This is a genomic window from Streptomyces sp. NPDC085931 (assembly GCF_044540565.1).
Classification (GTDB): domain Bacteria; phylum Actinomycetota; class Actinomycetes; order Streptomycetales; family Streptomycetaceae; genus Streptomyces.
This window is the reverse complement of record NZ_JBITSK010000011.1, coordinates 158,764-181,172: the sequence shown is the minus strand read 5'-3', so window position 1 is coordinate 181,172 and position 22,409 is coordinate 158,764. Positions and strand designations below refer to the sequence as shown.

General features: G+C 68.6%; 14 protein-coding genes. 6 read left to right on the top strand and 8 right to left on the bottom strand.

Annotated elements, in window-relative coordinates; all coding sequences use genetic code 11:
• Position 1: 1 nt before the first annotated feature.
• Positions 2 to 2,146: a helix-turn-helix domain-containing protein gene (locus tag ACIGAN_RS23865; protein WP_399860304.1), complete on the bottom strand. Its 2,145-nt coding sequence runs from the start codon at positions 2,144 to 2,146 to the stop codon at positions 2 to 4.
• Between the two features lie 531 nt (positions 2,147 to 2,677).
• Between ACIGAN_RS23865 and ACIGAN_RS23860 the strand changes: the two genes are divergently transcribed.
• From ACIGAN_RS23860 to drmB, 5 genes are all read left to right on the top strand, one after another.
• A complete protein-coding gene (locus tag ACIGAN_RS23860; protein WP_399860300.1) occupies positions 2,678 to 2,884 on the top strand; it encodes a hypothetical protein in 207 nt (68 codons plus the stop codon).
• A gap of 191 nt (positions 2,885 to 3,075) precedes the next feature.
• On the top strand, positions 3,076 to 7,839 hold the full coding sequence (locus ACIGAN_RS23855) for a DEAD/DEAH box helicase (RefSeq protein WP_399860297.1): 4,764 nt from the start codon (positions 3,076 to 3,078) through the stop codon (positions 7,837 to 7,839).
• On the top strand, positions 7,836 to 9,737 hold the full coding sequence (locus ACIGAN_RS23850) for a UvrD-helicase domain-containing protein (protein WP_399860294.1): 1,902 nt from the start codon (positions 7,836 to 7,838) through the stop codon (positions 9,735 to 9,737). The genes ACIGAN_RS23855 and ACIGAN_RS23850 overlap by 4 nt, the downstream gene beginning before the upstream one ends.
• Positions 9,734 to 12,991: a helicase-related protein gene (locus tag ACIGAN_RS23845; protein WP_399860291.1), complete on the top strand. Its 3,258-nt coding sequence runs from the start codon at positions 9,734 to 9,736 to the stop codon at positions 12,989 to 12,991. Before ACIGAN_RS23850 ends, ACIGAN_RS23845 begins: the two co-directional genes overlap by 4 nt.
• Entirely contained in the window at positions 12,988 to 14,850 is a 1,863-nt protein-coding gene (drmB, locus tag ACIGAN_RS23840; protein ID WP_399860288.1) for a DrmB family protein, read from the top strand. The genes ACIGAN_RS23845 and drmB overlap by 4 nt, the downstream gene beginning before the upstream one ends.
• A 152-nt stretch (positions 14,851 to 15,002) precedes the next feature.
• On the opposite strand, the gene ACIGAN_RS23835 is transcribed toward drmB, so the two are convergent.
• The 5 genes from ACIGAN_RS23835 to ACIGAN_RS23815 all read right to left on the bottom strand — a co-directional run bounded on the left by ACIGAN_RS23835 (position 15,003) and on the right by ACIGAN_RS23815 (position 18,361).
• Positions 15,003 to 15,377 (bottom strand): VOC family protein, encoded by a 375-nt coding sequence (locus ACIGAN_RS23835; RefSeq protein ID WP_365738944.1) that lies wholly within the window; start codon positions 15,375 to 15,377, stop codon positions 15,003 to 15,005.
• Positions 15,374 to 15,943, bottom strand: coding sequence for a MarR family winged helix-turn-helix transcriptional regulator (locus ACIGAN_RS23830; protein WP_399860284.1), 570 nt, complete (start codon positions 15,941 to 15,943; stop codon positions 15,374 to 15,376). Before ACIGAN_RS23830 ends, ACIGAN_RS23835 begins: the two co-directional genes overlap by 4 nt.
• A 65-nt stretch (positions 15,944 to 16,008) precedes the next feature.
• Positions 16,009 to 16,845 (bottom strand): alpha/beta fold hydrolase, encoded by an 837-nt coding sequence (locus tag ACIGAN_RS23825; protein WP_399860281.1) that lies wholly within the window; start codon positions 16,843 to 16,845, stop codon positions 16,009 to 16,011.
• 521 nt (positions 16,846 to 17,366) lie between these two features.
• On the bottom strand, positions 17,367 to 17,816 hold the full coding sequence (locus tag ACIGAN_RS23820) for a DUF2267 domain-containing protein (protein WP_399860279.1): 450 nt from the start codon (positions 17,814 to 17,816) through the stop codon (positions 17,367 to 17,369).
• A gap of 122 nt (positions 17,817 to 17,938) precedes the next feature.
• The gene (locus ACIGAN_RS23815; RefSeq protein ID WP_365086296.1) at positions 17,939 to 18,361 is read right to left on the bottom strand and encodes an Hsp20/alpha crystallin family protein; all 423 of its coding nucleotides are present in this window, start codon (positions 18,359 to 18,361) and stop codon (positions 17,939 to 17,941) included.
• Between the two features lie 179 nt (positions 18,362 to 18,540).
• Between ACIGAN_RS23815 and ACIGAN_RS23810 the strand changes: the two genes are divergently transcribed.
• A complete protein-coding gene (locus ACIGAN_RS23810) occupies positions 18,541 to 18,852 on the top strand; it encodes a hypothetical protein (RefSeq protein ID WP_365086299.1) in 312 nt (103 codons plus the stop codon).
• Positions 18,853 to 19,460: 608 nt separating this feature from the next.
• Here ACIGAN_RS23810 and ACIGAN_RS23805 read toward each other — a convergent pair.
• Positions 19,461 to 20,948, bottom strand: coding sequence for an MFS transporter (locus ACIGAN_RS23805; RefSeq protein WP_399860276.1), 1,488 nt, complete (start codon positions 20,946 to 20,948; stop codon positions 19,461 to 19,463).
• 53 nt (positions 20,949 to 21,001) lie between these two features.
• Positions 21,002 to 22,372 carry a DUF445 domain-containing protein gene (locus ACIGAN_RS23800; RefSeq protein ID WP_365086305.1) on the bottom strand — a complete coding sequence of 457 codons (1,371 nt, stop codon included), beginning with the start codon at positions 22,370 to 22,372 and terminating at the stop codon, positions 21,002 to 21,004.
• Between the last annotated feature and the right edge of the window lie 37 nt (positions 22,373 to 22,409).

Below are 22,409 nucleotides of genomic sequence, written 5' to 3'. Positions count from 1 at the left end.
GTCACTCCCCCTTGCCGGCCCGCAGTTCGAGGACGAGGCGGGTGAGCGTGGTCCTGACCGGATGGCTGGTGACATCCGTGGATCCTCTGAACTTCGCTCGACGCGTGCCCGGCGGGAAGCGCAGGGTGCCGTCCTCCACTTCACAGCCCTCCACGGCCACGAGTTCTGCCCAGTCCAACTTCGGGCGTCCCCCGGAGCGCACATCCAGCTGGGCGACCGGCACCATCGGGACGACCTCGTCGCCGCGTGGGATGCTCACTTCCGCGGTGATCCGCCACTCTCCGTCGTCGCCGACCGTGGCTTCGAGTCCGTCCAGTACCGGAACCACCGGACCTGCGGGCGCCTTGGCCTTCGGTCTCGTTCTCACGGTCAAGGCCTTGCGCAGAGCTTCCCCCCCTCCGCGGTTCCCGCTTCTCGGCCGTGCGACGAGCTCCTTGACCGCGTTGTTGACCTCCGTCGTCATGGTGTTGATCCGCCGGTACGCGGAGGGCGACCAGCGGAGAGTCAGCTCCTCCGTCTGGCCCCAACGGTCGTGCTCAGGGGGCTCCGCCGCCCGCAGGAAGTCCTCGGCCTCCTTGGCGAAAGGTGCGGACTCGCCGGCGGCCTCGCCCACCAGGAGAACAGCCTGGAACGGGTTGGTTCCCAACGGCAGGTTCGGAACACCGGCCCTCTTCACCGTCATGCGGTTGCCCCGCATCGAGTGGACCTGGTTCTTGGGCACATCCTTGTCACTGTCCGCCTCGGTCACCAGCAGCACCGCCTGGTGCGTACCGAGCGTTCCCCGACCACCTCCGGAGAGGGGCAGCTTAAGCGGAACGCTGCGAGCGGCCACCTGCCCGGCCTCGGTGAGGCGATCCACTGTCGTGCCCTCGTAGTGCGCACGAAGGGCACGGGTCCGAGAGGGCTGCTCGACAGCCGGATCGACCTGCTCCTCCGCCACGACCACTGCGCCGTTGCGCAGAGAGCGGACCGAGACTTCCAGGAGTGGCAGCTTGGTGCCGCCGCCGGTCATCGCCGCCCAGAAATCCCGCCCCAGCGCCTCGACCAGGCGGCGGTGCATCTTGCGGATGTCGCGTGTGTCCCCCCCGCCTTCCTCGTCCGAGACCACGTGATCCGGTTCTGACGAGCCGTCCTCCAGGCTGGCCACGTCGTGGGCGCCGACGATGAGGAAGGAAGTACCCGGCTCGTCGCTCTCCCGGGTCAGGTGCAGACGAGCCACGGTCTCCTCGTCCGCCCACCAGGATCGTGCGACCATGGCGCCGGGAGAATCAGGATCGGGACGCCCGAACCACGCGGGGCCCGCGTACGGCACGCCGTCGACTTCACGCCACGGCAGTTCGAGACGACCGATGACTCTCCGCTCGGTGCGCCCCTCGTGAGGCACGGACAGAGTGGAGTTGATGAGGACGAGACCCAACGCACTGGTCGCCCACAGTGTCGCCTTGCCGAGACCGTAGGAACCACCGGCAGCGGAACCGGACTTGAGGCTCTCGAGCTGCCGCCTGACGACCGCGGCGAACTTGCCGTCCGCATAGTCGTCGCCGATGAGCCCGGAGGCGTTGTAGTCGTCGATCCGCAGCAGGACCAAGCGGCCCTTCTCGTACATGTCGCGAACTCCGGCGTCCACGACTCGCCCGACCTTCTGGTTCCCGGCGATCTCCGATACGGCGAAGTAGTGCGGAAAGAGATCGTTCCAGAGAATCGCCTCGCGGAAGGAGTCGAGAGCTTCGCCGGTCAGCTCGTGCAAGGTGTAGCGGACGCGGACCGGGCGGCCGTTGTCCGTCAAGCGCTCGTCGAGACTGTTCTGGCAGGTCTCGCGTGCAAGAACCTGCACGTCTGCGTCGAAGGCGAAGGCAGCCGCGTTACCCAGGTCACGTCCGCCGTCGGGGTATCCCGGACGGTGGTACCAGGTGACCGGTAGGCCGGCTCGGGTGTCCGTCGTACGTGTGTGCACCGTGCCCAGATCGGTGCCGAGAGCCTTGGCGATGTCCGCCATCACGGTCGGGCGGGGAGTCGACCTGCCGGTGATCCATGCGGAGACGGCGGCTCGAGTCAGCTTCAGCTCCTCGGCCAGTTCGGCCTGGGTCTTTCCTGCGAGTTTGAGCTGACGGGCCAGCCAGGGCCCGAACTCCTCACCTGTCTCCACGCGCCACCTGCTCTTCCCTGGGAGTCGTGAGGCGAGGCTAATTTGACGAACGAGGCCGCGTCAACCGAAAGTTAACCGAGCCCGTCAGACTCGACAGCTACACAGCGATGCCCGAACTGCCCGAATTGCACTACTTCGGGTCCGCATGGCGTCCCGATCGAGACAAAAGAGCGGATCGGCCAACTCCGCACGGGCGAACGGAAGTTCGGGGTTGCGCATTCATGTGGCTCCCGATAACTTCAGTGACGGTGGAGAATCCACCTCGCTCGTCGCCCGATTTCGGGTACGGGCGACCGTGGAACCCTCATGCCTGAATCTCAATGCGGGCAGGAGTCGGAGCGTCGACACGGGTCGACATTCTCGGGACTCCGAAGTAATGCACCAAAAGCGCTGGCGGGGTGAAACTCTCGTCCGCTAGCGTGATCACTCGGGGATTTTTTTACCCGCAGAAGCAGTTCGTTCCACGGGGACGTGTACCCGAATACACCCCTGTGCGACCATCAGGACACGACGTATCAGGGGTGGAGCCCAATGGATGAGCAGGACTGCGGCGATTTCCTGGTTTCCAGTCGGGAGTTGGACGCATTCGAGTTGATGATCAGGACGGCAAGAAACAAGGTCGAGGTGGCAGAGATTCTCCACGTTCACGACCTGTCGGAAGACGGTTTCACTCGCAACTTCCCCTACTTGGCCAAGGACGTTCGAGACCTGCCGGACGACGACTCCCCCTGCACCTGACCGAAGCGCGCCTCTGAGCAGGAACGTTGCGCGGCATCGCCCTGCCCCGGGCCGTCTGCCACGAACATCTCCTGGCCCCGTCCTGCACGGCCGGGGCCACACACCGAACGACGTGCCGGCAAACCGCGATCGGCAGCCGGCTCGTCGTTCCCGCTCCATCTCGAAGCGATCCACACCCAGGAGCAGAAGCAATGCCGTCTTCGACTTCTTCGGTCATCGAGACCGTTCTCGAACAGTCCTCTCGTGTCCTGCAGACTTATGCGGTGGACCCCGGTCTCGTCGCCGAGCATGCCAATGGCGAGCGTCGCATCACCAAGGGTGGGTACGGTGACCGCCAGCTGTTCGAACTCGTCCAGAATGCAGCAGACGAAATGGCCGAGGATCCCGGTGGTCGCGTCCACGTCGTCCTCACGGAAAGACACCTCTATTGCGCGAACGAGGGAAATCCGGTCACCGCTGAAGGTGCTGAAACAATCCTTCGAATGAGCATGTCGAAGAAGCGCGGAGGTCAGATCGGTCGTTTCGGAGTCGGCGTCAAATCGGTACTCGTGGTGACGGACGCTCCGGAATTCTTCAGCCGCACAGGTAGCTTCGGGTTCGACCGCGCCTGGTCGTACGAGCAGATCAAGGCCGTTCCCGGTGTGGTGGCGCGGTACGGGTCGGAGTTCGATGCCCCGGTGCTGCGTATGGCCCGCTCGCTTGACCTGCAGGCCGAGTGCGCCTCCGACCCCGTCCTGAACGAATTGATGACCTGGGCGGTCACCGTCGTTCGCCTCCCCCTGTTGCCGAGGGCGGACGACCGGTTGGGGCGGGACATGCACGGCGGCCGCGCGAAAGACCACGGTGAACCCCGCGAGGAGTTCCCGATCGGTTTTCAGCTCTTCTCGCCGCATGTTGCGAAGGTCGTTCTGGAGGACCGCCGGCCCCGTCCCGTGGCACGTCGTGTGCTGACCGCCCAGCGGGCCGGGGATCTGCACACCCTCGTCGAGGAGCGCACCGGGAAGGCGGTCACCACGGAACGATGGCGCGTCTTCACCGCGACACACGAGCCCGGCCCAGAGGCTCGTGCGGACGCCGGGGAGTTGCACGACCGGCTCTCCCTGGACCTCGCATGGGGCGTTCCTTCCCTGGAGAAAGACCCGGAGAGCGGCCTGTACATCAGTCCGAGAGCCCGCGGTCGGGGCAAGTTCTGGTCCTTCTTCCCGAGCAAGTACGAGATGTCGCTGAGCGGCATCCTCAACGGGGCGTGGAAGACCAACGAGGATCGGCAGAACCTGCTCGACTCCTCGCCGTTCAACCAGGAAATGATCAGGGTGGCCGCACGGCTGGTCGTCGACTCCCTGCCCGCCCTCGCTCCAGCCGAGGATCCGGCCGCCTATCTTCCCCTGCTGCCCGGCCGAGTGAAGGAGGCGATCAGTTGGGCCGACGAATACCTGACCCGGGAGATCTGGGCCCGTACCGCGGATCGTCCGTCGCTGCCCGACCAGGACGGTGTCCTGCGCCTACCGACGCAGTTGCGGATCCATCCACGGCTCGACAAAGACCTGAAGAGGTTGTCCGGTTGGCTCCGGCTGTGGCACGAGTGTCCCGGTCGCCCCTCCGACTGGTTGCATCCCAGTGCCGAGGCGGACTCTCTGCGATCCGGCAAGGTCGAGCACATTCTCAACGCGGCCGGACACGGTCGGACCGATGTCCGCGCGTGGCTGGAGGCCCTGGTCGAGGGCGGGACGGCCGAAGGCTCCGCCGTAGCCATCCGAATCCTCGCCGACATGGTCGAAGCCCGCTCCCCTTACGCCGACGAGGCGCGCAGGGCCCGCATCGTGCTCACCGAGGACCACGGTTTCGTCGCTCCCGTGCACGGCAAGGTGTTCAGGCGGGCCGATCAGGGCGGACTTCGCGAGTCCCTGGTGTACGTGGTCGACGAGATCGCCCAGGATCCGTCACTGATGCACGCGCTCAATGTCCTGGGCATCCGGGAGGCCGATGTCGAGGGCCGCTTCTTCAGTGTGCTCGATCAAGGCTTCGACCACTACAGCGAGTCGGACTGGCAACGGTTCTGGGAGCTGTTCCGCCTTGCCGGAGCACATCGAGTGGCCCACAAGGTCCTGGAACGGGTGCCCGTACCCCGATCGACGCTCCGTGTACGGACCGCGGACGGACACTTCCGGCCGATCGAGGACTGCATGCTGCCGGGTGTCGTGGTCGACGCGAAGCGTGATCCGAGCATCGCTGTCGACATGACCTTCCATTCGGACGACATCCCGTTCTTCTCCCAGCTCGGATTGTCGGAACGCCCTTCCGGAGGTGTGCAGCCGAAGGCGGGCGAGGCCTGGTTCGACGAGTACCGCGAGGTCGTCCACGCCTCCTATCTGCGCGGCCTGGACAGCCGTGCTCCTCGTCCTGCGCTCAACCGGATGAAAGTCGAGGGCGCTGCGATCGGTGGCCCCCTTCATCTCTTCCCCGCCCTGTCCGCGGAATCCAAGGCTGCCTTCCTGAAGGTGCTGCCGGACGACGCCGTGGTGGACAACTGGACCCGTCAGATCGGTGCCCAGACCAGCACCCGGCAGGCGGTCGCCTCGCCGATTCGATGGATGCTGAGGAAGTACGGAACAGTCGCCACCTCGCAGGGGATCAAGCCGCTGAGGGACGCTGTCGGCCCGCAACTCGCCGCCTACCGTGACGTGCTGCCGGTCGCGGACATCTCCCCGGAGAAGGCACGCAAGCTGCGGCTGCCGACCACGGTCGACGAGGTTCCCGCCGACCGCTGGGACGCGCTCCTCGACGAGGTGTCCCGCAGTGAGGACGATTCCTTCGTCGGCGCCACCTACGTGATGCTGACTCGCTTCGGTGCCGACTTCCCCGAGGATTCCCTGACGCGATGCCGCATCGGCGACACGTGGGGCACTCGCCCCGATGAGGAGATCACCCTCGCCGTCAATGCTGCCGAGTACCGCGCTCTCCGAGCGGAGCACCTGCCCGCCCTGCTCGTACCGACCGTCGAGGACGCCGATCTGATGGTCGAGAAGTGGGGGATGCTCCGCTACTCCGACGTGATCAGTCGGGAGACGCGTGAGGTGGCCGAGGGGGATCCGGTACCGCTGGTGGAGCTGTACCCCGCCCTCCGGCAGCGTCTCAACAGCGGAAACCGCAACAGCCTGGTTCTGCGCTGCACGGAGTTGGAGGAGATCACCCGTACACCCAACGGAACACATGCCACGCCGCTCGAGTCGGTCAGTCAGAACGGCGTCGTCAAGGTCCGTGTTCCGCTGGACCCCGAGCCGATGCTCGTCCTGATCGACCGCGAACTCGGACTCGGCCTGGGGGTGGCCGGTTGCCGCGCCGTCCTGGAACACCAGGAGCGGATGGCACGGGACAGCGCGATCCAGGCAGCGCTCAGAGCCGTACGCGACGCCCAGGACGTCGTCGGCAAGATCGAGCTGCTGGTGGGGGCCGAAGCGCTCAGAGCGGGTTTGCCCGAGGGGTTGATGGAAGCCGAACTCCAGGCGACCGATGGTGTGGAACCGTCGGCCCGCAGGATCGCTCAGATGGCGTTCAACGCTCACGGGGACGGTGTGCTCCAGCAACATGCGCGGGACATCCAGGCCCGATTCCCCAACGCACCGGTGGGTTACACGGGTTCTTCGGCTGCGGTCGCTTTCGTGTCGGACCTGAAACTGCCTGTCGCCTTCGCCGGCTCCAGGACTCCTTCCCCACCACCGTTCGAGACCGTCGAGGGGCCGCGTGATTTCCCGAGTCTCCACGATTACCAGGAGGACCTGGTCCGCAACATCTCCACCATGCTCGACCGGCTGGCCCCCCAGCGCGGCATGCTGTCCCTTCCCACCGGCGCCGGCAAGACTCGGGTCACCGCCGAGGCGGTCATCCGCTGGGTCAAACGAACAGGTGACCTCAAGGGCCCCCTGCTGTGGATCGCACAGACCGAGGAGTTGTGCGAGCAGGCCGTCCAGAGCTGGAAATTCGTCTGGAGCAAGGTGGGCGCCGAACGACCGCTCACCATCAGCCGATTGTGGGGAAGCAACGAGGTCGGGAACGTCGTCGACCACCCGCACCTGGTGATCGCCACGGACGCGAAGCTGGAGCGGTGCCTGGGCCATGACCAGTACGCCTGGCTGCGGCAGTCGGTGTTGGTCGTCGTGGACGAGGCACACACCGCGATCTCCAAGCGGTACACCGAAATCCTGGGCCTGCTGGGACTCACTCAGTACGAAACCGGACGCCACCTGCTCGGCCTGACGGCAACCCCGTTCCGCAACACCAACGAGGAGGAGACCCGGCGCCTGGTCAACCGCTTCGGAAACCGCCGGCTCGACGAGGGTGTCTTCCCTTCCGGGGATCCGTACCGGGACCTGCAGGAGTGGGGCATGCTCGCCCAGGTCGAGCACCGCACTCTGAAGGGCGGCAGGATCGAGCTCACACGCGACGAGAAAACCCACGCGGACCGGATGGCGATGCTTTCGCGCTCCGCCGAGCAACGGCTCGCCGACGATCACGAACGCAGCCGCCGCATCGTCGACGAGGTGGCCGCTCTACCGGAGGACTGGCCGACGCTGCTGTTCGCCACTTCCGTGGATCACGCCAAGTACCTGGCCGCCATGCTCAACGACCGCGGCATCCGAAGTGCCGCCGTCGACTCGACGACCAGCACACAGGACCGTCGCGCTCGCATCGAGAATTTCCGAAACGGCCGCATTCGTGTGCTCACCAACTACGGTGTCCTCACCCAGGGCTTCGACGCACCGGCCACCCGCGCCGTTGTCGTCGCCAGGCCGGTGTACAGCACCAACGTGTACCAGCAGATGATCGGCCGCGGCCTGCGAGGTCCTCGGAACGGCGGCAAACCCGACTGCCTGATCCTCAACGTCAGCGACAACATCGAGAACTTCGACACCCAGCTCGCCTTCACCCAGTTCGAGCACCTCTGGAGCCGTTCGTGACCGACGCCTACCTGGACAGTCCCCCGCTCACCGAGGAGCAGCGGACCGTGGTGGAGCAGCCCTGGGACGCGCGCGTCCTGGTGACCGCCGGCGCGGGTGCCGGCAAGACTCACACACTGGTGCGCCGACTCGACGCGCTGTGCGGCGACGAGGACCCCGACGAGGCGCTGGAAGCCGCCGAGATCCTGGTGCTCACATTCTCCCGAGCGGCGGCTCGGGAACTGCGCGAGCGGATCACCCGGCACGGGGGGCGCGCCCGCCGGGTGCGTGCCCAGACCTTCGACGCCTGGGCGTTCGGGGTGCTGCGACAGGCGTACCCGGACAAGGACTGGCACGCGATCTCCTTCTCCGAGCGGATCGAGGCCGCCGCCCGAGCGGTCGAGAAGGGAGCCCTGGAGGCAGGAGACGCCGTGCCTCCCGCCCACGTGGTCATCGACGAGGTGCAGGACCTGATGGGCGACCGGCGCGACCTGGTCGAGACACTGCTCGACCGCTATCAGGAGAGCTGCGGCTTCACCGTCGTGGGAGATGCCGCGCAGTCCGTCTACGGTTTCCAGATCACGGATCTGACCGAACGCGCCGACGAGACCGGACGGTTTTTCGACTGGTTGCGTGCCTCGTACCCGGACGACCTCGTGGAGCTCCGTCTCACCAGGAATTTCCGGGCGGCCACCCCTGAAGCCGGAGTCGCGCTGGCATACGGGCAGCGCCTCCAGAACCTCACCGGCGCCGACGAGGCCGAGGTCGTCTACGAGGAGATGCGCGAGCTGCTCCTCGACCCGGCGAACGGCATGGGGGCCCTCACCGACCCGTTCACCCTCGAGAGCCTGCGCAACTTCCCCGATACCTGCGCGGTCCTCACCCGGGACAACCGGCAGGCCCTCGTCGTCTCGGAGACCTTCCACGAGCACGGGGTGGAACATCGGCTGCGGCGCCCGTTGGAGGACCGGCCGACGCCGTACTGGGTGGCGGAGCTGCTCAGGCGAACGGAGTCGGCGACGCTCTCGGAGGACCGGTTCCGCTCATTGCTCACGGAGATACCTCTGCCGTACGAGCTGGACCCCGGAGCTGTGTGGACCGTACTGCGTCGGGCAGCGCGAGGCCCGGGGCGGGGCGTCCTCGACCTGAACGGGCTGCGTCGTCTGGTCGCCGACGGGCGTTTCCCGGACGAACTGGCCGACCCGGACGGGGCGCGCGTCGTTGTCTCGACGGTGCACCGGGCCAAGGGCTTGGAGTTCGATCGGGTGATCGTCCTCGCTCCCTCGAGCGCCGCCGAGTTGCGGCAGCAGTTCAAGACGGAGCTCGACCTCCCTTCCGAGGCCCGCGCCCTCTACGTGGCCCTGACACGCGCTCGTCAGGACCTCTACTTCACGGATCGGCCGGAGTTGCCGATCATCAGGCGGGTCGCCGGCGGCAAGAACGGTCGCAGATACATCGGCGGTAGGAAGCCCTACAGCCGGTACGGGATCATCGGCGAGCCCGGTGACGTGTGCGCGGACAACCCTCCCGGCCACGGCACTGACGCGGTGGCGACCCAGACCTATCTTCTGCACCATGTCGCCCCCGGTCACGAGGTCGTGCTTCGCCGACGCCACGACCTGCCGCTGGGCGAGTGGGAGAGCCCGCCGTACGCCCTGTTGCACAACGGGCGGGAGATCGGCGAGGTCTCGGAGCGGTTCCGGCAGGAACTGTTTCAGGTGCAGAAGGTGAACCGTACCTGGACCCCCTGGTGGCCCGACGAGATCCACGGACTGCGGGTCGACACGCTGGAGTCCGTCGCGGGCAGCCCTGCCGCCGGTGCCAACACCGGCCTCGGCGACCGGGGAGTGTGGATCGCGCCCAGGATCACCGGCATCGGAAGGTACCGCCGGTCGAACGACGAGGAGGAGCGCGCATGAGCGACAAGGAGAACCGGTACACCGAGCACTATCGGGTACGGGACGAGGAGCTGCTGGCAGGCCTTCGCCGTGAGCTTCTCGGCCCAGCCCCGGACGCGGCTCCGGAGGAACGTGCGGAGGTTCTCGCCCGTGACGCCCCGATCGACCGCTATCTGACCGGTGTCCTCTATCCGAGGTCGGCGAACGATCGGGCAGAGCAGAGAATGGTCGAGGACCAAGCGGAGCACGAAGGCCTGGACACGACGCCCTTGCGTACGCGCGACAGCTCGGAGGAGTCCGGGACGGCGCAGGAGGACGGCGCCGCAGGGGCGCGCCGGCCCTCGTCCATGGGGCTCACCTTCGCTATCGACCCCGCCATAAGCGACCGGGTGGTGGTTCGTGCGCGGGCCGCCGCCTACCGCCCCACCGACGCGGACGGCAACCCGGTCCCCGCCCGTCGTGCAGAGGCCCGCACCACCTCTGATCAGGAGGAACACTGGCGCCGTGAGGAACTCGCGCTGCCCGAGACCACCGTGGACGTGACCGCCCCCGATCCGAACCTGCGGTTCGAGTTGGCCGACGGGGTGGCGTTGCGCGTCAATGTCCGACGCCCTGATCCGGTGCTGGGCACGGTGACCGTGACAGTGACCCTGGTCAACACTCACAAGGTCGGGGAGCAGGAGCTGCAGGACGCGTTCGCCCTGTTCCAGTGTGGCCTCGTCGTCCGCGCGGTCGACGGATCCAGCGCGTTCGTCGACCGTTCCGCCCGTGGTGTCGCAGACGATCCCGAAGTTGCCACCAGTCGCCTGCTGCACCGCCACGCTCCGACCTTCGCCGTCGGCCACGGGTGCGCAGCGGAGTGGGACTGGAAACCGCCGCCGATCGGCATGTCGGACTCCGTTCCGGCCGCCGTGCCCGAGGTGCGAAGCGAATTCGTACCGACCGTGGAGGTGCTGCTCACCGATTCCAACCCGGAGATCGACAGCTCCGCCCTGTCCATGCTCGGTCTGGCCGAGCACCCCGATTCGCAGGTCGTAGCCGCGCTGGAGGCCCTCGCCACCGGCTACGAGCGATGGATCGAACGCAAGCAGACCGAGGCCGACGCCCTTGCAGGCGGGCCGTACGAGAAGGCTGCCCAGAGCCAGATCGTCGTCTGTCGCGAAGCGTTGGGGCGGATCCGCGAGGGCATCGACCTCCTGCGCACGAAGCCCGACCTCATGCGGGCCTTCCGACTCGCCAACCGGGCGATGGCCGTTCAGCGGGCTCGCAGCGCGTGGGTGAAGAACGGCCGCAAAGGCTCCCCGGAACCCGCCGAGGGCCGCTGGAGGCCGTTCCAGATCGCGTTCGTACTGCTCTGCCTGGCAGGGATCGACGACCCGGAGCACCGCGACCGCGAGGTCGCGGACCTCCTGTGGTTCCCGACCGGTGGCGGCAAGACCGAGGCCTATCTCGGACTGATCGCGCTCACGTCCTTCCTGCGCAGGTTGCGGCTCGGTCCGCACGGCGGCGGAGTCACCGTCCTGATGCGGTACACGCTGCGCCTGCTGACCCTGCAACAGTTCGAGCGCGCCACGATCCTGCTCTGCGCCATGGAACGCATTCGACTCGGCAATCCCTCCGAGCTGGGCGACGAGCCCTTCTCCCTCGGCATGTGGGTGGGTGAATCCGCCACGCCGAACAAGCTGAAAGACGCGAACGAGCAACTGGCGGAGCTCTACAAGGATCTCGACAAGCGACTTGCGACCAAGAACCCGGTCCAGCTGCACGCCTGCCCCTGGTGCGGCACCCGTTTGGACGCCCGCGCCTACGAGGTCGACGAGGGTGCCAAACGGATGCACATCCGTTGCCCGGGTGGTGGTTGCGACTTCGCGAACGGTCTGCCCGTCCACCTGATCGACGAGGCGGTGTACCACGCCCGGCCGACCCTCGTCATCGCCACCGTCGACAAGTTCGCGTCCATGCCATGGCGTCCGGACACCGCGGCCCTGTTCAACCGGGATGACCCGAGCGACCGCACCCCGCCGCCCGAGCTGATCGTCCAGGACGAGCTTCACCTCATCTCAGGGCCTCTGGGGACGCTCACCGGTCTCTACGAGACAGCCGTCGACGAACTCGCGGGGCGCCCGAAGGTGATCGCGTCGACGGCGACCATCCGTCGTGCCGCCCATCAGGGCCGCAGTCTCTTCGACCGCCGAGTCCGCCAGTTCCCGCCGGCGGGCCTGGACTCGAGGGACTCCTGGTTCGCCGTGGAGACTCCGCGAGAGGACAAGGCAAGCCGACGCTATGTCGGCCTCCTGGCCCCTGGTACGAGTCAGTCCACCCTGCTCATCCGGACCTACGCGACACTGCTGCATCGGGCGAAGCAGGCCAAGACCTCGGACGACGTGCGCGACGCCTACTGGAGCCTGGTCGGCTACTTCAACAGTCTCCGACTGCTCTCCGCTGCCGAACTTCAGGTCCACGACGACGTGGTGGCCTATCTGGAGCTCCTCGCCGCCCGCGAGCAGACCACCGTGCGCTCCGTGGCCAATTACTCGGAGCTGACCAGTCGCATCGACGCCAGCGAGATCCCTGCGCGCCTCAAGGGCATCGAGCGGGCGCTTCCTGATCCCGACGTGGTGGACGTCCTCCTGGCCACCAACATGATCGCTGTAGGCGTGGACGTGGACCGGCTCGGCCTGATGGCAGTGATGGGCCAACCGCAGACCACCGCCGAGTACATCCAGGCCACCAGCCGCGTCGGCCGCGCTCACCCGGGCCTGGTCACCGTGATGCTCAACGCCACCCGCTCGCGTGACCGCTCACACTACGAAAACTTTCTCCACTTCCACTCCGCGCTGTACCGAGAGGTCGAGTCGACCTCCGTCACCCCCTTCTCCGCCCGATCTCGTGAGCGTGGTCTGCATGCGGTGATCGTCGCCCTGACGAGGATCATGATCCCGGAGGCTCGTCCCAACGAAGCCGCAAGCGCCGTGGAGTCGTACGAGCACCGCATCCGCGACGAGATCAAGCCCGTGATTCTCGACCGGGTCCGGGCCGTCACCCCCGAGGAGGTCGATGCGGTCGCCCGTGACTTCGACGAGTTCCTCGACTGGTGGTGCGAGGAAGCAGACGTCCACCACGGTCTGCTCTTCGAGCCGAGGAGGGGGAGGCGCACTCCATCGCTGCTGCAACCGTACGACGACGAGGCCGAGAACGCCGAGGCCTGGCCCACATTGTGGAGCCTGCGCGATGTCGATGCCGAGTCCGCTCTGTTCATGGAGGCCACCCGATGACCCCGCCCCCCGCGCGCCGTCGCCGTTCCGGTGCCGGCGGATCGGCGCCCGCACACAACCTCCCGCGTCGCGGCGCCATTCGCCGTGCCCAGGCGATCACGACGTACGGCGTAGGCTCACTCATCGCGGTGGACCATGAGTCCTTCATCGTCTCCGGCTTGGACGGGGCCGACGAACACTGGAGTTCGGACGAGGCGCCCCGCATCCACGAGCGTCGGCTCGCACGCATCCTGAAGGTGGACTATTTCCGGCTGCCGCCTGCGTCCGACGAGTTCAGCAGAGACGGAATCCGGGTCCGCCGCTTCCCGCTCATGCACTCCTGCCCGGACTGCACAGAGCTGCGCCGCCACCGCGACTTCAACTCACCGCCCGGTAAGAGCCTGTGCGGCACCTGTGAGGCCGACCTGGTTCCCTCCCGTTTCGTGATCGCCTGCGAGGCAGGTCACCTCGACGAGTTCCCGTACTGGCACTGGGTCCACCGAGCCGCAGGGCGAGCCACGACCACCGCCGGCCAGTGCGGCGGCACACTCAGGCTGCGCTCTTCCGGCCGCAGCTCTTCGCTCCGCTCGATCCGCGTGTCGTGCAGCTGCGGGGTGCCCGAGGTGTCGATGGAAGGTTCCTTCCGCAAAAGTGCGCTGAAAGACCTGGGTCTGCGCTGCCGCGGTACCCGCCCGTGGCTCGGCACCTCCGTCCCGGCGGAGTCCTGCAGCCGCACTCCACGCACCCTCCAGCGTGGTTCCTCAGCCGTCTGGCAACCGGTGCTGAAGTCTGCGCTGTCCATTCCGCCCTGGAGTGACGGCCGGGCGGACAAGCTTGCCGAGTACTGGGATCGGCTCCGCGAACTGGACAGTCGAGCAGAGGTGGAGGATCGCCTGAAATTCGTCTTCGGAGACGACCTTCCGGTGCCCATCGACGAAGTGATGGCACTGCTCGCCGCAGAACGCGAAGAGGATTCGACAGGTGACGAGGTGCGCTCTTTCGACCACCGCTACCGCGCCTTGCGCAACAAGGAGTACGAACGCCTCTGCACCGGCAACGACGAACGTGAGCACTCCCACCACGAGCAGTTCATCTGCGAGAGCCCACTCACCTCTCCTGCCGCGCTCGACGGCACCGGCATCACCGGTCCCATGCTGGTGAAAAAGCTGCGCGAAGTCCGCGCGCTCAAGGCGTTCACCCGACTCGCCGACCCCAACTCGGCCACCGAGGCCTACGAGGCCGCGCTCTCCGACAAGCGGCTGAGGTGGCTGCCCGCCATGGAGGTACGCGGCGAAGGCGTTTTCCTGCGCCTGGCGACGGATCGGCTCGCCACCTGGGAAAAGCTGCCGGCGGTGATGAACCGCGCCCGGCGCATCCGTAGCGCCCATCAGCGTCTGATGGAGGAGTGGGCCTCCGATCCCAGCCAGGTTCAGCCCTCTCCCGTCACCCCACGCATGGTGCTGCTCCACACCTTGGCCCATGTGCTGATCAACGAGTGGAGCCTTGATGCCGGCTACCCGGCGGCAGCCCTCCGCGAACGCCTCTACGCCGACGAGGACATGGCGGGTCTTCTCGTCTACACCGCCACGAGCGACTCCGCGGGCAGCCTCGGCGGTCTGGTCGCTCAAGGGGAGCCCGGGAAGCTGGCGGACGCGATCCGTTCGGCGATCCGGCGGGCATCCTGGTGCTCCGCCGACCCCTTGTGCGTCGAGGCCGAGGCGTCCGGAACGGGCGGGACGAATCTCGCCGCCTGTCATGCCTGCGTGATGCTGCCTGAGACCAGTTGCGAGCACAACAACATCCTGCTCGACCGGGCACTCCTGGTGGGCACGCCGGAGAATCCCGACGTGGGCTTTTTCGCCGATCTGCTGCACCACTGACCAGTCGGCCCGTCCGAAGCATCACGACCTCGGCGCACTTCTGTCGTAGACGGGCGCCTCTCGCTGCGACGGCACATCTGGGCCGGCCCAGGGGCTGCCATCTGCGCAGGTTCGGCTGCGAAGCCGCCCTGGGGCGCTCGGGGTACGGCTCGCTAGCCGCGCTCGCCCCGTTCGATGCAGAACTCATTGCCCTCCGGGTCCGTCAGGACGACCCAGCCTCGGCCGTTCGGGAGGGTGCGGTCTGCTTCGATGCGGGCGCCGAGGGAGACTGCGCGGTCGACCTCCTCGGTGCGGGTGCGGCCGGCGGGTGCGAGGTCGAAGTGGAGGCGGTTCTTGGTCCGCTTGGGGTCTCCGGTCCGCACGAAGAGGAGGCCGGGTGTGCCGGCCGGGAGTTCGATCAGGACCTCGTCGTCGCCGGGCTCGTCCGTGTCGGAGATCGGGTGGCCGAGGAAGTCGGACCAGAAGCGGGCCAGTGCGTAGGGCTCGCCCGTGCAGTCGAAGGTGATGTGGCGAAGGGTGGGGTTCAACGGTCGGTTCCGTCCCGTCGGTCGGCCAGTGGTGCCGTGTGTTCCGCAGCATCGTCGGCGGGGCCGGTGGCTGTCGAACTGTTTGGTGGCTCGGGCAGGTTGCCGTCGCCGCCCAGGTTGGCGACCATGCGGCGCAGGACGTTGATCGTGGTGATGAAGTCGGCCCGGGAGACGCCCTCGTGGGTCTGGTGGTGGACGCGGAGGTTGCGTTCCCTGGCCCGGAGGCGGGCGGCCTCGCCCTCGTCCGTGAGGGTCAGGCCGCCCGTCGTGTCGTCCTCGGTGAGCCAGCCCCGGGCCGTGAGGTCGTCGTAGACCGCGTCGAAGTCGGTGTGCTGGTCGTCGTAGGGGGTGAGGCGGGCGGTGAGGGTGGCGCGGGTCCAGGTGCCCGGGGCGCCGGCGGCGTGGTTGAGGGTCCACCAGTGGGGCTGGGTGAGGTTCTCCACCGCGAGTTGGGCGCGGATGGCCCCGACGACCCTGCGGTAGGCCTGGCCGGTCCATGCGCCGATCGGCTGGGCGGCCAGTTCGTCCTGGGGGTAGTCCTTGAGTTCCTCGACGTGTGCGGTCATGGGTCCTCGCTGTCCCGTCTGTGCCGTCTGTGCCGTGGTCGGTCGGACGCGAGAAAACTAGGACCTCAAGCAAGGTCGAGGTCAAGGACGAAGGTGCGGATCGCCTCGTGGAGGCGGGCCGGCTGGTCCAGGTGCACGTCGTGGGACGCCTCGGGGATGCGGACCACCTTGGTGTCGGGGCGGTGGGCGAGCATCCCCGCCGGCTCGTCGGGGCGCATCGTCCCGTGTTCGCCCTGGACGAGGAGGGTCGGGCGGGTGATGCGCGACCACTCCGACCAGTAGGCGGTGGTGGCCAGTTCGGCGACCGTGTCGATGATCGTGGTGCGGTCGAAGGCCGGGTACCAGCCGTCGTGCCTCTTCTCCAGGGTTCCCGTCCACGCCTCGTGGCCCAGGAAGGCCGCCGCCTCCCGCAGTGACGTGAAGGGGGTCGGCCAGTTGTCCAGCCAGGTCGCGATCCGGGTGGGGAGGTCGGGGGCCGGGCCGCCTGGGCCCGCTTCGACCAGGATCAGGGAGTGCACGAGGTGCGGGTGCGAGGCGGTCAGCAGCATCGCCGTGTGGCCGCCGAGTGACTGGCCGAGCAGGGTCACGGGGGCCAGGCCCAGGTGCTCGATCAGGGTGGCGGCGTCCTCGACGTGCGCCGCGCGGGTGGTCGTCGGCGGGGTGCGCGTGCTGGCGCCGTGTCCTCGGGCGTCGTACGTCACGACACGGTGGCCGTCGGACAGCAGGCGTGCGGTGAGGGTGTCCCATTCGCCCTGGTGGCCCGCCAGGCCGTGCAGGAGGACGAAGGGCGGTGTGGGGGGCCTGGGAGTCGCGGTGGGGTGGCGCGGGCGGGCGTCGTGGTCGGTGTAGGCGAGGCGCGTGCCGTCGGGGGTGGTGAGACTCGCGGACGTCGGTGGGGGCATGGGCGGGCGACCGTACGTGGGAAGGGGCATGGTGGGCGGCGGCCTCCTGGCGTCGACGGCCGGACCGGGCGGCCTACGATCCTCCGTGGCCCGGAGGCCCGGAGGCCCGTGGCCCGGAGGCCCGTGCCCGGAGGCCCGTGGCCCGGAGGCTTCGGGGGGCCCAGCGGCCTCGGTGGCCCGGTGGCTCCGGGGGGCCACGGCCTCGGTGGCTTCGCGGCTCGGCGGGCCCAGCGGGCCTCGGTGGCTTCGCGGCTCGGCGGGCCCAGCGGCCTCAGCGAAGGCCACTCCAGCGGCCGCGGGCGGCTCCGACGGGCCCAGCGGCTCCGTGAGCCCATCGGCATCGGGAGGCTCCGGCAGGCCCGCGCGCCGGTGGACCCGCGGCGCCGGTGGACCCGCGGCGCCGGTGGGCCCGCGGCTTCGCCGGCCCGGTTGCCTCCGACACCCCGGCTGCCTCGCCTGACGGCCACCCTCGGTTTTCTCACCCTGGTCGCCGGGGTGGCCGTCGTCCGTGTTTCGAGGGCCTACGCCGCCGGGCTCAGGTCCGCTCGGCCGAACAGGAGAGCGTAGCCCGGGGGGAGTTGGGTGAGGATGCGGGTCACCAGGTCGTCGCCGATCAGGGGTGGGAGCACGCTGAGGACGGAGCTGACGTCCCAGCGGGCCGTGGCGGGGGTGGCGCCCGGGGTGCGGGACGCCACCTCGTCGACGAACCGCGCGGCGGTCAGCCGGTGCGTGGCCGGGATCTGGGCGGCGATCAGGCGGGCCGCCTCGTCGGGGAGGGCGCGGGCGAGGTCGACCCGTTCGTCACCGATGACGTGGGCGCCGAGGGCCGCCAGGACGGTACGGGTGACCCGCTCGGCCTCGGCCGGGGTGTCGTACTGGCCCGACGCGCGGACTGCCTCGACGAGCCGGGGCCAGCCGTTGTCGTCATCGTGGTCTCTCGCGGTCACACCGGGCACTGTCGCCGTGCTCATGTGCGGGTTTTTCCTCCGGATGCGTGGGTGCGGTCCTCCCGGGGCGCGCCACCGTGCGTGCGTACCCGCGCGCGGTGGCGCGGCCCCCGGACTGGACGGGCGGTGTTCGCGGGGTGGGGCCGTCAGCCGCTGATCTGCTTGCGGCTGTCGCCGCCCGTGATGTGGATGCGGCGGGGCTTGGCCTGCTCGGCCACCGGAATGCGCAGGGTCAGGACACCGGCCTCGTACGAGGCGTCGATGCGCTCCGTGTCGAGCGTGTCGCCGAGGAAGAGCTGGCGCGTGAAGGTGCCGGTGGGGCGCTCGGCGACCAGGGATTCCGCGCCCTCGGGGGCGGGAGACCTGCGCTCGGCCCGCACGTTGAGGACGTTGCGTTCGACGTCCAGCTCGATCGTCTCGGGGTCGATGCCGGGGAGGTCGAAGTGGACGAAGAAGTCGTCCCCGGAGCGGTAGGCGTCCATCGCCATCGCGGAGGGGCGGGTGGCGGAGCCCAGGACCTGCTGGGTGAGCCGGTCGAGTTCACGGAAAGGGTCCGTGCGCATGAGCATCACTGGTCACTCCTCTCTTCAGGCGCTGTGTGTGCGATGCCCTACGGTCTGCGTCTTCTTATATAGCTCGGAGGAGGAAACTTGACAACCCCCGACTCAGGTTCGGGGTGGCCTCCGTGCCTGTGCTGTGGCGGGTTAGCCTCGTGATCTCGTAAGCGTGGGCGTGTCAGGAGGCAGCAGTGGCGAAGGTTCCCAGCGCGGTGGTGGCGGCGAGCGGGCTCGTGGGCGGGTACGGCGTGGCCCGGTGGACCAGGCAGCGGCCGCTTGGCGGGGTCGTCCTCGCCGTCGCCGGCGCGGCGGCCGCGCGGCAGTGGCGGCAGCAGGCGGGCGGGGTGGCCGCGGGGGCGTTGTCGGCCGCGTATGTCGCGGCGTTCGCCGGGTCTCATCCGCTGGCACGGAAGGTGGGGGCCTGGCCTGCCGTGTTCGGCGTGGCGGGGGCCGTGGGGCTGGCCTCGTGGGTGGTGGCTGACCGGCGGCGGGACGGAGCGTAGGCAGCGGGCTGCGGGACTGCGGGGCTGCGAGGGTTGACCCGGGTTTGGTGCCGCATGCCGCCGAGTGCCGTGCATGCGCCGGGCGCGCGGCTTCCGTCGGGCGCTGTCCCTACGGCTCTTGCCGGTACGGCCGCCCCGCTCGCCCCCGGCCCCACTCACCCCGTGGGCACACAGCAGAAGACCCGGCCCTGTCACCCAGGGCCGGGTCTTCGAGTGGAGCGCCGGGCAGGCCTTGCACCTGCATCTCCCCACAGGAAGTGGGGCGTCTTTCCTTGGACCACCAACGCATCGCCCCTGTACCGGAGTTCCGGCGACTGGGCGCAGATCAACTATAGCGCAGTTTCCGTTGGCGCCTTCACCACCGGCTGTCTCCCCATCGGCCCCCGCCGGTACGCGACTTACGGCACCCGGCCCACGGGCGGGCAGCCCGCGGGCCGGGACCGAACCTGGGAGGAAGCCGCCGAGGAAGCCCCGGAGGGAGCCCCGGTCAGAGCCCCGGACGGAGCCCCGGATAGAGCCCCGGATAGAGCCTCGGATAGAGCCTCGGATAGAGCCCAGTCAGAGGCCCGGAAGGAGCCCCGGAAGAAGCCCTGGCCGCACCCGCAGCCTCACGCCACCGTCCCCGCACCCGGCTTCGCCTTGCCCGCCGCCGCCGTCAACGGCTTGGCGATGTCCTCCAGGGAGCGGCGTTCCGCGTTCACCGCGAGGAGTGCCGCCACCAGGCCCGCCAGGCACATCAGCGTCGCGCCGATGGAGAAGGCGAGGACCGTGTCGCCGACGACGCCGGATTCCGTGAGCTTGGCGAACAGCAGCGGGCCGCTGATGCCGCCGGCCGCGGTGCCGATGGCGTAGAAGAAGGCGATCGACATCGCGCGGGTCTCCATCGGGAAGATCTCGGAGACCGTCAGGTAGGCGCTGGAGGCGCCCGCCGAGGCGAAGAACAAAACCGCGCACCAGCACGCCGTCATCGTCGCCGCGCTGAGCGAGCCCTGGTCGAAGAGCCAGGCCGTGCCGAAGAGGAGCAGGCCGGACAGGATGTACGTGCCGGAGATCATCACGCGGCGGCCGACCGTGTCGAACAGCTTGCCGAGCAGCAGCGGGCCGAAGAAGTTGCCGAGGGCGATGACCGCGAAGTAGTAGCCGGTGTTGCCGCTCGGGACGTCGAAGAACGTCGTCAGGATCGCGCCGAAGCCGAAGGTGATCGCGTTGTACAGGAACGCCTGGCCGATGAAGAGGGAGAAGCCGAGGATCGCGCGCTTGCGGTAGTCGGAGAAGACCGTGCGGCCGATCTCCAGGAAGGAGACGCTGCGGCGCTGGTGGATGGTGATCTCACCCTCCGGCGGCGGCAGCGGCTTGTCGTTCTCGCGTTCGATCTCCCGCTCGATGGAGGAGACGATGCGTTCCGCCTCGTCGTCCCGGCCGTGGATCAGCAGCCAGCGCGGGCTCTCCGGGACGTGCCGGCGGACCAGCAGGATGACCAGGGCGAGGACCGCGCCGAGGGCGAAGGTGAGGCGCCAGCCCACGTTGGCGGCGAAGATGTCCGTGTCCAGCGCGACGATCGACAGCAGGGAGCCGAAGACCGCGCCCAGCCAGAAGCTGCCGTTGATCATGAGGTCGACGCGGCCGCGGTACTCCTTGGGGATCAGTTCGTCGATCGCGGAGTTGATGGCCGCGTACTCGCCGCCGATGCCGAAGCCGGTGAGGAAGCGGAAGAGGAAGAACCACCAGGTGTCGAAGGAGATCGCCGTGAGGGCGGTGGCGGCGAGGTAGACCGCCAGGGTGATCATGAAGAGTTTTTTGCGCCCCCATTTGTCGGTGAGCCGGCCCCAGAACAGGGCTCCCACGCAGGCTCCCGCCACGTACAGGGCGGCGGCCATGCCGGTGACCTCGCCGGAGGTGATGGGCAGGCCGCTGCCGGGTTCCGACAGACGGCTCGCGATGTTGCCGACGACGGTGACTTCGAGACCGTCGAGGATCCACACGGTGCCGAGCCCGATGACGATGGTCCAGTGCCAGCGCGACCAGGGGAGGCGGTCGAGTCTGGCGGGGATGTCGGTGGTCAGGGTCCGGCCGCTCTCGGCCTGCGCGGTGGTCATGGGCTCCCTCCTCGTCGAGAAGAACCCCGTTCTAGTGCCCTGAGCGGCTTTCCTTACGCCCCGAGCGCGTGCGTCACCGTGTAGATGAGCAGGCCGGCCAGGGAGCCGACCACCGTGCCGTTGATGCGGATGAACTGCAGGTCGCGGCCGATGTTCGCCTCGATCTTCCTGGTGGTGTGCTCGGCGTCCCAGCTCGCGACCGTGTCCGTGATCAGGGAGGTGATCTCCTTGCGATAGGTGGTGACGACGTAGACGGCCGCGTCCTCGACCCACTGGTCGACCTTGTCCTGCACCTTGCGCTCGCCCGCCATGCGGGAGCCCAGCGACAGCAGCGAGGCCCGTACCCGCAGGCGCAGTTCGCTGCGCTCGTCCTCCGCAGCCGCGACGATCATGGACCGTACGGCCGTCCAGGCGCTGGCGATGAGGTCCTGGACCTCGCCGCGGCCGAGCACCTCGCCCTTGAGCCGTTCGACGCGGGCGCGGGTGTCGGTGTCGGACTGCAGGTCGGAGGCGAAGTCGGTGAGGAAGCGGTCGAGGGCGCCGCGCGCGGGGTGGGCGGGCATGTCGCGCATCTCGGTGACGAAGCGCAGCAGTTCCTTGTAGACGCGCTCACCGACCTTGCGGTCGACGAACTTCGGGGTCCAGCCGGGGGCGCCGCCCTGGACGGCGTCCATGACGGAGTCGCCGTGCAGCACGAGCCAGTCGTGGGCGCGGGTGACGACCAGGTCGACGACGCGCCTGTGGCCGCCGTCGGCGACGACCTTCTCCAGCATCTTGCCGACGCCGGGGCCGATCTCCTGGGCGTTGGCCCGGCGCGTGATGGCCTCGCCGACCACGGCCTGCACGTCGGAGTCGCGCAGGACCGTCAGGGCGCCGCGCAGGGCCGTGGACAGCTCGGCGGTGACCCGGTCGGCGTGCTCGGGGACGGCGAGCCAGGCGCCGAGGCGGCTGCCGATGCCGACGGCGCGCAGCCGCTGCCGTACGACGTCCTCGGAGAGGAAGTTCTCCCCGACGAACTCGCCCAGGGAGACGCCGAGCTGGTCCTTCTTCCGCGGGATGATCGCCGTGTGCGGGATGGGGATGCCGAGGGGGTGGCGGAACAGGGCCGTGACGGCGAACCAGTCGGCGAGCGCGCCGACCATGCCCGCCTCGGCGGCCGCCGCGACGTAGCCCGCCCAGGCCGCGGCGCCGGAGTTCTGGGCGATCTTGGCGAGGACGTAGACCAGGGCCACGAACAGCAGGAGTCCGGTGGCGGTGAGTTTCATCCGGCGTACGCCGCGCTGTTTCTCCTCGTCCGCCGGACTGAAGGTCGTCATCGCACGGTTCACGGTGGCGCCGGGGCGGGCATGCTCCCCGCCGACACCGACCTTTTGTTCCGTTCTGGTCCGTTCCATCCGCTCCACCCGCTCGGTGATCCCGCACACATTGTCCCTTCCTGACCGACTCCTGGAACGGAACAGG